Below are 9583 nucleotides of genomic sequence, written 5' to 3' on the forward strand. Positions count from 1 at the left end.
CCTGATCATGGTGGGCAGCGTGGTGAGCATGGTGGCGGAAAGTCCTGCCGCGAGCATGTTAACCACCCGTGGTGATTAAGCGTCATAAGCATCTTGGGAACTTGGCCGATCTCATTGGGTCATACGAGCGGCAGGAACCAATAGGACGACGGCCACAGTGGGGCTAGGTAAACTACTGCGCCGCCCGAGGCGCATTTGTTAATGTCTATTTTTTAAAACTGTTTTTTCAAAGACTGAGGTGTACACCGTGAAAAAAGGCAAGATACGCGATAACGCACTGAAAGCGCAGCTGCGAACGCCTATGTTCAAAATGCAGCAGCAAACACCGAAAAAAGGTAAGGGTAGTTACTCCCGCAAAGGTAAGGGTGACGGGCGAGGGTATCGCCAAGCCGCTTGAGCAGGCGTTTTGGCGATGCCTTCCCCAGGCATCTTATTGCTCGGCCTGTTTACCGAGCAACTCTCATCAGCTTCGCCGACCTCTTAAGGTCGGCCTTTTTATTTATTCCCACTGAACGGCATTGCGACGCAAAATGTCACAAAAGCCGGTAACCGGCTCACCATAAAACGTATCTTTTCGAGTCAATAACCCAAACGGAGAAAGCGTTCGTCCAAGGTTTAGTGGCAGCATCTCAATGAGTCCTATATTGAGATGATCTCTGAGAACGGATTCAGCCATTACCAACAGTGCATCGCTTTTTTGTACTAGCTGTAAGGCAGCAAAGATTGAACCGCATTCGATGATATCGCGTGGCGACATTAACCCTTCCATCTCCAACTCTTTCTCTAACGCTTGGCGTGCTGGCGTGGTAATTGGTTGAAGTATCCAGGGCCAGTGCTCTAGTAACTGTTCAAGGGGAGGAAAATGCTCGTTGGTTAATGGGTGACCACGGCGTACCACAGTAACCATATTTTCGTTGCCCAATGGCTCAAAATCGAATTGATTATGTTGGATGGAGGTCGCATAGCGAGCGATTGCTATATCCACCTTACCCTGTTCGAGTAGCGCCACTAATTGATCGCTAGTCTCACCCATCAAACGAATTTGTAACATAGGACGCTGGCGTTTCATCTCAATGATCGCTTGAGCCACCAGGTCTGGCGCTGCCCCCATAATGGCGCCAACGGTTAATTGTCCGCGTCCACCCAGCTGGTAGCGGTGAACCTCTTCGGCGCATCGATCCAAACGAGTTAGCGCGTTATCGGCAAATTCCACCAGCATTTCGCCCACTTTGGTCGGGCGCATTCCTTTGGCCATGCGCTCGAATAACTGGCACGCAAATACCCGTTCAATTTCACTTAGCATACGTGTTGCGGCAGGCTGTGACATATGCATGGCCACGGCAGTTTGGTGTAGGTTGCCGACTTTGCCCAGCGTCGAGAGCATAAGAAGGTGCTTATAGCGAAGCCTTGCTACCAGTAATTGAAAGCTTTCCATTCTCATCTCTCTTTTTAATCGATACCCAAACGGTATGGTGATTACGCTTAATTTTGCTGTGCGACATTAGTCTAGTGGTTCGGTCACTTGTTATTAAGCAGCCTAGCGCAAGTTGGCGCAATTGCTGGCTCAGCGCTCTTCGATAACTTAAAGGTATCGAGGCGAACCAGATAATCATTGGCTACCTTGCCCGCTTTTACTTACAACTTCCTCAAGAAGATGATGTTAACAAGCATAACGAGGAGTGTTTATGAGCGAACCCACCATCAAGCAGGTACGCGCCTACACCGTCCGGGGTGGCGGTGCTGACTACCATGACCAAGCCGAGGGGCATTGGATCGATTCCCAGATCGCCACGCCCATGAGCAAGTACCCAGAGTACCGCATGACACGTCGAAGCTTCGGGCTCAATGTTCTGGGCACCTTGGTGGTTGAGGTAGAGGCAAGCGATGGAACCGTAGGGTTTGCTGTAACCACCGGTGGCGAAATTGGTGCCTGGATTGTCGAAAAGCATCTTGCTCGCTTCATTGAGGGTAAACAGGTAACTGAAATCGAAAAAATTTGGGATCAGATGTTTAACGCCACGCTCTATTACGGCCGTAAAGGGGTGGTGATTAATACAATTTCCTGCGTTGATCTGGCGCTTTGGGATCTGCTAGGTAAGGTGCGGCAACTGCCGGTGCATCAGCTATTAGGCGGCCCGGTTCGCGATGAACTGGTGTTTTACGCCACCGGCGCACGTCCTGATCTCGCCAAGAAAATGGGCTTTATTGGCGGCAAAATGCCCCTCGTGCATGGGCCAGCTGAAGGCGACGAAGGGCTGCAGAAAAACCTCGAGCACCTGGCGAAGATGCGAAGCGCTGTCGGCGATGACTTCTGGCTGATGTATGACTGCTGGATGAGCCTGGATGTCAATTACGCCACTCGGCTAGCTCAGGGAGCTAAGGCGTACGACCTGAAATGGATCGAAGAGGCGCTTCCGCCCGATGACTATTGGGGCTACGCGCAGCTCAAACGCGATGTCCCCAAAGGCATGCTGGTGAATACCGGTGAGCACGAGGCCACCCGTTGGGGCTTCCGTATGCTTCTGGAAATGGAGTGCTGCGACGTTATCCAACCGGATGTGGGTTGGTGCGGTGGTATCACCGAGCTGATCAAGATTTCAGCGCTGGCTGATGCGCATAACAAGCTGGTTGTACCCCATGGCTCATCGGTCTACAGCTACCACTTTGTGATTACACGCCATAACAGTCCGTTCGCTGAGTTCTTGATGATGGCGCCAAAGGCCGATGAAGTGGTGCCCATGTTTAATCCGCTGCTGCTGGATGAGCCTGTGCCTGAAAATGGTCGTATGGCGGCTTCCAAGCTCGACAAACCAGGGTTTGGCGTTCGCCTTAATCCGGATTGCGAGCTTTCTAGGCCTTACCAACATTAACATTATGGCCTGATAAGCATTGTTCCCGCTAAAAAGTAGGGAACTTAAAACAAGTAATATCAGAGGAAACTACAATGAAAATGAATAACACCTCACGTCTTTCAATCTCTAAATTGACTACGATTGGTGCCGCAGGGCTACTCTTCATGATGCCCTTTGGCACTGCCTATGCTGAAACGAAAATTCGTTTCGCACACCATATTTCGACTGATTCTGAGCAGCATTTAGCGGCTGAAAGATTTCGCGATCTGGCAGCTGAATACAGTGACGGTGAAGTCCAGGTGGAAATCTTTCCCGCCGGACAAATGGGAGGGCAACGAGAAATTATTGAGTCTGTTGAGCTTGGCGTACTGGAGATGGGGTATGGCGAATCGGGCCTCTATGCCAACTATGTACCCGAATTTGGTCTGCTGACGCTACCTTATCTTTATCGAGACGTTGATCATTGGGAAAGCGTGGTAGCAGGTGAAATAGGCGACCAATTGATCGAGCAATTGGTTACCACTTCCGGGATCAGACCGCTAAACTGGATTCTGGCAGGCTATCGAGATACGTATTTGGCCGAAGGACAAATTAATAGCCCCGAAGATTTCAATAACTTGAAGATTCGCGTACCGGAGTCCCCCGTGTTTGTGGGCACCTTCTCCGCACTGCAAGCTCAGCCGACGCCTGTACCCATGCCGGAGGTCTACACCGCGTTACAAGCAGGTGTCGTCGATGCCATGGAAGGCACCCCGGAAGTTGGTTACACCTTCCGCATATTTGAGGTTGCGGAGTCACTGTCCAAAACACGCCATATTCTTTTCGATGGCAGTTTTGCCATCAACGAGTCCTTTTACAACAACCTGTCTGATAGCGACCGCGAGGCAGTCAACCGGGCCGCCCGGGAAGCGGCTGAAATACAGCGCAGCGAGTGGTTTGAGCGTGAGCAGTCCTGGTTTAGCCGGCTAGAAGAAGAGGGAATCGCCATTAATGAGGTGGATCCCGTGCCTTTCCAAGAAGCATTGGCAGGCTTCCGCGAAGAGTTTGCTGCCAATATTGGCGCCATAGAACTACTTGAGTCCATTGGGCAGCAGTGACTCTAAAAAGGAGCTCGCAAATGCGTCGTTATCTGGATACTGCATTTGCCACCCTTGGCGCCATGACCGTCGCCATCTTTGCGGCGATCATGGCGTTGATTTTCATACAGGTCATCAATCGGTTTCTCCTGGGGTTGCCACTTTTTTGGACAGAAGAAGTGGTGAGGATGCTGCTGGTTTGGTTGGTACTTATGGGAACCCCTGTGGTGGTTTACAAATGCGATGAAATAAAGGTGGAGCTGTTTCGGTTTAACAACGACCGCTTTGAAAAGGTGAGGCGTTTCGCAGTGGCAGCTATCTCAATTGTTTTTTGTGCCGTTTTAGCCTACTGGGGGTACCTATTCACACTACGTGCTTTGGGCACCATGCAACCCTCGTTGGGTATTTCTAGAGCTTGGCTGTATGCACCCATTCCCATTGGGGGCGTGCTGACGATTCTTGCTTTCATTGTTCGTCGTGATGAAGTTAAAAAAGCATCAGACGTAGAGGAGCTACTATGATCGTTGCTTTAATGTTTGGGTTATTTACAGCTCTTCTCGCTCTCGGCGTGCCCATCGCCTTCGCCATGGGGCTTAGTGCCGTTACCGTCCTGGTCATTGATGGCGGGGTGCCGCTTCTGGTGTTACCTCAACGCTTTTTCAGCTCTTTGGATAGTTTCCCCTTGCTGGCCATCCCGCTCTACATCTTTGCCGGGAATCTAATGAACTACGGTGGTATCACCTCGTCAATCGTCGGTTTTTCCCGTTCTTTAGTGGGCCATATACGGGGCGGATTAGGCCAGGTGAACATCATGACGAGCGTGCTGTTCTCGGGTATCTCCGGTTCGGCTTCGGCAGATGTGGCTGCGGTCGGAGGGATGATGATTCCTGCGATGAAAAAGGAGGGCTACAAGCCAGAGTGGGCAGTAGTGATTACCGCCGCTTCAGCAATCTTGGGGCCCATTATTCCGCCTAGCCTACTAATGGTGATCTATGGGGCTATGACGGGGCTTTCCATTGGCACGCTGTTTTTGGCCGGTATCGTTCCAGGCCTGTTTCTCGCCATGATCATGATGGCACTGGTTTACTGGAAAGCTGATGAGATCGGCGCGCCTCGTCACCGTAGAGCCAGCTTAGGCGAAACCGGCAAGGTGTTTTTGAAAGCAGCACCCGCGATGGTGATGCCGGTGATCATTGTAGGCGGTATCCAGAGCGGTTTATTCACGCCTACCGAGGCAGGCATTGTAGCCGTTGCCTATGGGCTCGGGTTTGGCCTGCTTTCTCATCGCCTGAATGTCAGAAATACCTACCGCTTCGCACTTCAGTCTGTCGTCACCTCCGCCAGTATTCTGATCATCCTCGGCAGTGCCGCTTTGTTCAGTTGGATTATTGCTCGAGAGGGCGTGCCCGCAACATTAGCTACTTGGCTTTCTAGTATGACCAGCGAGCCTGCCATCGTGCTGCTGCTTATCGTGCTGGTACTGATCCTAGTCGGCATGTTTATCGAAACAATTTCAGCGCTAATCTTGATGGTGCCAATACTGACGCCGATTGCCCAAATGTTCGGGTTTGACATGATCCATTTTTCAGTCGTGGTCATTATTGCTCTGCTTTTAGGTTCGCTGACGCCACCTGTGGCTTTAATCGTTCTATTGGGGTGCAAGATCGCTGAGGTTGATTACATGAAGACAATGCGCCCACTCGTGCCTTTCTTCATGGTTCTCGTTATTGGGCTGCTATGCATCATGTATTTACCCTTCTTAACACTTGGCTTACCTGGCCTGCTTGGGGCTTTTAACTAGTACCACTGGAGTGTAACGATGATGGAAATGCCCGTTAATACATTTAAAAGCGCACTGGCTAAAAGTGACCCCTTGTGGGGTTGCTGGGCTGGTTTTGCGACTGGTTATGCCGCTGAAATAGTGGCGAGCACTGGTTTTGATTGGTTACTGATTGATGGTGAGCATGCCCCCAATACGGTGGCGACTATTTTGGCTCAATTACAGGCAGTGGCGCCCTATTCAGCGGCGCCGGTGGTACGCAGCGTTAACCAGGACGCTGCGTTGATCAAACAACTACTCGACATTGGCGTTCAGACACTGATGGTGCCCATGGTGGAAAGCGGTGATCAAGCTGCGGCCCTGGTACGTGCTACCCGATATCCACCCCATGGTATACGCGGCGTCGGCGGCGGCTTAGTACGTGCAACTCGCTGGGATGGGGTGGATGACTACCTGGATAAGGCCCATGAGTCGCTCTGCCTAATCGTGCAGGTTGAATCACCTAAGGGCGTTGAGCAGGCAGAAGCGATTGCGACAACTGATGGCGTTGATGCGGTCTTTATTGGCCCGGCAGACCTTTCGGTGGGAATGGGGTATCCAGGCAATCCGGGGCACCCAGACGTTCAAAAAGCCATTGAGACGGTTGTTAAAACGGTGCAGGCGGCAGGTAAGCCGGTGGGTATTCTGGCGCCGCTTGAAGATGACGCACGTCGTTATCAGGCACTGGGCTGCCAGTTTATTGCGGTAGGGATCGATATTAGCCTTCTTCGCCAGGGGGCGCTGGCAACGGTTGCCCGCTACAAGGGGCAAGCCGCAAGCCAGTCTTCCAGCACTTATTAGCGAAGCGTTTCTTAATTCAGTACTTGTCAACTCAGTACTTATCAGTTGAGCACTTACCAACAGATGGTCTCTGCGGGGCCAATATAACGACAATAGGAGAATGAAGATGACACAGCCGACCACCTACCAAAACTATATCAACGGCGCATTTGAAGCGGCTCAGCAGCACCTGGAAGTATTTAACCCCGCCAATCAGGCATTACTATCACGTGTTCCCGCCTCCAGTGCCGACGATGTCGAGCGAGCATTAGATGCTGCACGTGCAGCGCAAAAGAGCTGGGCAGCGACGCCTGCCGTTGAGCGTGCGGCTTTTCTACACCGTTTAGCTAATAAGCTGCGTGATAACGTTGCCCACTTGGCACGTACCATTACCGAAGAGCAGGGTAAAGTCAGTGGGTTGGCGGAGGTTGAAGTTAACTTTACCGCCGATTACTTGGATTATATGGCCGAATGGGGGCGCCGCATTGAAGGTGAAATCATTCAAAGCGATCGTCCTAAAGAGAACATTTTCCTTTTCCGCAAGCCGCTTGGGGTGGTGGCGGGTATTTTGCCTTGGAACTTCCCGTTTTTCCTGATCGCACGCAAGATGGCGCCGGCATTGGTCACGGGTAATACCATCGTGATTAAGCCCAGCGAAGAAACGCCCAATAACTGTTTTGAGTTCGCCCGCTTGCTCGATGAGGTTGGCTTGCCACAAGGTGTTTTCAACGTGGTCAGCGGCACAGGCGCTGAAGCGGGTAACGCGCTTACTGCTAGCCAGCAGGTCGATATGATTAGCTTTACGGGTAGCGTTGAAACGGGTTCACGCATTATGGCCAATGCCGCTAACAATATCACCAAACTCAACCTGGAGTTGGGGGGTAAAGCACCAGCTATTGTGCTGGATGATGCGGATCTCGACCTGGCGGTGAATGCGATCCGCAGCTCACGGATTATCAATACCGGGCAGGTATGCAATTGCGCCGAGCGCGTTTACGTTCAACGTGGCGTTGCAGATGAGTTTATTGCGCGTATTGCTAAAGCGATGGAAGCCACTCGCTATGGTGATCCGCTAGCGGATAGTGATGTTGAGATGGGGCCCATGATCAACCGAGTGGGCCTGGATAAGGTGGCTCAAATGGTAGAAACCGCTCGTGGGAATGGGGCTGAGTTGATCACTGGCGGTAATGTCGCGGATCTGGGCGCCGGTTTCCACTACCAGCCAACGGTGCTGGCGGGCTGTCGCCAAGAAATGGCCATTATGCGCCAGGAGATTTTTGGCCCGGTTCTGCCCATTCAAATCATCGATAACCTTGATGAAGCCATAGCACTGGCCAATGACTGTGAGTATGGTCTTACCTCATCGATTTATACCCGGAGCCTTAATAACGCCATGCAGGCTAGTCGTGAGCTTGATTTTGGCGAGACCTATATCAACCGAGAGAACTTTGAAGCAATGCAGGGCTTCCATGCTGGCGTTCGTAAATCAGGTATCGGCGGGGCGGATGGTAAGCACGGTCTTTATGAATACACCCATAGCCATGTGGTGTATCTGGAGGCTTGATTCGAAACGCAAACCACAACATACAATGAGTAATGCAAATTACTCAGCCCCAGCGGCAGCAAAGCCTGCTGTTGGGGGGGGAAGTATGAGCGTACGCCGGTGCCAGAAAAGGCCCAGCTTGGCTTCAAAAGCTTTATCGGTATGTATGTAGGTTAACACACCGTTGGTACAGAGCTGATGATCGGCCCGCTCTTTGTTTTGGCAGGGGGCGCTGCTTTTGATGTAGTAATGGGACTTCCTGGATTCCTAGAATAACCGCAGCACTTTGGATTACACAGTAAAGGAAGGAGGGGCTGCGTTGGTACCTTCTCAACGTTACCAACCAAAGTGAAGCAGAGCATGGGATACCGACAGCTGACCCAAGCTCAACGATACCAACTTTTTACCTATCTTGAGACCGGCATCAGCCAGCGACAAATAGCCAAGGCGATTGGGGTTCACAGCAGCACCATTAGCAGGGAGATAAAGCGCAATGGCCTGAAGGCTAGCTATGTGCCCGAGGAGGCGCAATCGAGAGGTGATCAGCGCCGACGCAGTGCTTGGAAAGTAACGAAGCGACTGCCAAGCCTGATCCGTTGGGTGACTGACCAACGGATGAATGGAGCCCTCAGCAAATAAGTGGCTTCATGGCGAGGTGCGGGTAAGCCATCAGTGGATCTATGCGTTAATCTGGGATAACAAGAAACACGGTGGCGAATTATGGAAGTAACTCCGGCTACCACGCCAGCGGCGCTATCAGCGTCAGTTGGCCATTGGGCAAGATCCCTGAGTGGGCATTGAACAACGCTCCCCTGAAGTGGAAGAGCGACGCTATATCGGGCACTGGGAAGGCGATACGGTACTCAAGGGCCACAAAGAATCTGGCCTGGTGACCCTTGTCGAGAGACGCAGCGATTATCTCTTGGCGGCGCGCCTGCTGAAATCACGGCCACTGGAACGACTAAGACGATGACCCGGTTATTAGAATCACGCCGAGGCGCAGTGCAGACCATCACCTTGGATAACGGTCCGGAATTCACTGAGCACTGCCAGGGGGCACGGGCAAAATCTATTTTTGTGCCCCGTACTGCTCATGCCAGCGTGGCACCAATGAAAATACTAACGGTCTGATTTGCCAATATTTTCCGAAAGGAACTGATTTCCGAAATGTGTCTGGCACAGAGCTACGAAGAGCCGTCAATAAGCTGAACGATAGACCAAGAAGCCAGCTGTGATACCGAACCCCAGCCCAGGTGTTCTTAGGAGAATACTCAGGAGCACTAAAAACCACTTATTAATTGAACTCAGGTTCAATGAGAAGAGCAGGGCTGGCTCTTGGCAGAAGCGAAAAATTAGCTGGTGTGGGACTCGAAATAGAAAACACCCCGGCCACTTCTTGTGACCGGGGCGTTGGCTATGTCAGGCTGCTCCCGCAGTGTGGACACGTTTCATAGGCAGCACGGGTGTCGGCCTGATGGCGCTGCGTGAGGTTGTGGCGCTCATTAACACCGTG

10 protein-coding genes are annotated in these 9583 nt (G+C 51.9%); 9 read left to right on the top strand and 1 reads right to left on the bottom strand.

Annotation, left to right across the window (positions count from 1 at the left end):
• Positions 1-247: 247 nt before the first annotated feature.
• On the top strand, positions 248-397 hold the full coding sequence (gene arfA, locus ACN0R1_RS20675) for an alternative ribosome rescue factor ArfA (RefSeq protein WP_417586051.1): 150 nt from the start codon (positions 248-250) through the stop codon (positions 395-397).
• A 102-nt stretch (positions 398-499) separates the two neighbouring features.
• Here the strand turns inward: arfA and ACN0R1_RS20680 are convergent, their stop codons facing one another.
• Positions 500-1435 carry a LysR family transcriptional regulator gene (locus ACN0R1_RS20680; protein ID WP_417586052.1) on the bottom strand — a complete coding sequence of 312 codons (936 nt, stop codon included), beginning with the start codon at positions 1433-1435 and terminating at the stop codon, positions 500-502.
• Positions 1436-1685: 250 nt separating this feature from the next.
• Here ACN0R1_RS20680 and rhmD point away from each other — a divergent pair, with 250 nt between their 5' ends.
• The 8 genes from rhmD to ACN0R1_RS20720 all read left to right on the top strand — a co-directional run bounded on the left by rhmD (position 1686) and on the right by ACN0R1_RS20720 (position 9305).
• Positions 1686-2870, top strand: coding sequence for an L-rhamnonate dehydratase (gene rhmD / locus ACN0R1_RS20685; RefSeq protein WP_089038921.1), 1185 nt, complete (start codon positions 1686-1688; stop codon positions 2868-2870).
• A 74-nt stretch (positions 2871-2944) separates the two neighbouring features.
• The gene (locus ACN0R1_RS20690; RefSeq protein ID WP_417586053.1) at positions 2945-3949 is read left to right on the top strand and encodes a TRAP transporter substrate-binding protein; all 1005 of its coding nucleotides are present in this window, start codon (positions 2945-2947) and stop codon (positions 3947-3949) included.
• A 20-nt stretch (positions 3950-3969) separates the two neighbouring features.
• On the top strand, positions 3970-4449 hold the full coding sequence (locus ACN0R1_RS20695) for a TRAP transporter small permease (protein WP_417586054.1): 480 nt from the start codon (positions 3970-3972) through the stop codon (positions 4447-4449).
• The gene (locus ACN0R1_RS20700) at positions 4446-5729 is read left to right on the top strand and encodes a TRAP transporter large permease (RefSeq protein WP_417586055.1); all 1284 of its coding nucleotides are present in this window, start codon (positions 4446-4448) and stop codon (positions 5727-5729) included. Before ACN0R1_RS20695 ends, ACN0R1_RS20700 begins: the two co-directional genes overlap by 4 nt.
• A 21-nt stretch (positions 5730-5750) precedes the next feature.
• Complete coding sequence (locus tag ACN0R1_RS20705; protein WP_417586058.1) at positions 5751-6548, top strand: HpcH/HpaI aldolase family protein; 798 nt, start codon at positions 5751-5753, stop codon at positions 6546-6548.
• 106 nt (positions 6549-6654) lie between these two features.
• The gene (gene aldA / locus ACN0R1_RS20710; RefSeq protein ID WP_417586056.1) at positions 6655-8091 is read left to right on the top strand and encodes an aldehyde dehydrogenase; all 1437 of its coding nucleotides are present in this window, start codon (positions 6655-6657) and stop codon (positions 8089-8091) included.
• A 339-nt stretch (positions 8092-8430) separates the two neighbouring features.
• Complete coding sequence (locus tag ACN0R1_RS20715) at positions 8431-8709, top strand: helix-turn-helix domain-containing protein (RefSeq protein ID WP_417586057.1); 279 nt, start codon at positions 8431-8433, stop codon at positions 8707-8709.
• Between the two features lie 428 nt (positions 8710-9137).
• Positions 9138-9305: a hypothetical protein gene (locus ACN0R1_RS20720; RefSeq protein ID WP_417586059.1), complete on the top strand. Its 168-nt coding sequence runs from the start codon at positions 9138-9140 to the stop codon at positions 9303-9305.
• The last annotated feature ends 278 nt before the right edge of the window (positions 9306-9583 follow it).

The sequence above is a fragment of the Nitrincola sp. genome, assembly GCF_048264025.1.
Lineage (GTDB): Bacteria > Pseudomonadota > Gammaproteobacteria > Pseudomonadales > Balneatricaceae > Nitrincola.

Coding starts and splice junctions, on each gene's coding strand:
- ACN0R1_RS20705 (WP_417586058.1), top strand. CDS start 5,751: ATGGAAATGCCCGTTAATACATTTAAAAGCGCACTGGCTAAAAGTGAC.
- ACN0R1_RS20700 (WP_417586055.1), top strand. CDS start 4,446: ATGATCGTTGCTTTAATGTTTGGGTTATTTACAGCTCTTCTCGCTCTC.
- ACN0R1_RS20715 (WP_417586057.1), top strand. CDS start 8,431: ATGGGATACCGACAGCTGACCCAAGCTCAACGATACCAACTTTTTACC.
- rhmD (WP_089038921.1), top strand. CDS start 1,686: ATGAGCGAACCCACCATCAAGCAGGTACGCGCCTACACCGTCCGGGGT.
- ACN0R1_RS20695 (WP_417586054.1), top strand. CDS start 3,970: ATGCGTCGTTATCTGGATACTGCATTTGCCACCCTTGGCGCCATGACC.
- ACN0R1_RS20680 (WP_417586052.1), bottom strand. CDS start 1,435: ATGGAAAGCTTTCAATTACTGGTAGCAAGGCTTCGCTATAAGCACCTT.
- ACN0R1_RS20690 (WP_417586053.1), top strand. CDS start 2,945: ATGAAAATGAATAACACCTCACGTCTTTCAATCTCTAAATTGACTACG.
- aldA (WP_417586056.1), top strand. CDS start 6,655: ATGACACAGCCGACCACCTACCAAAACTATATCAACGGCGCATTTGAA.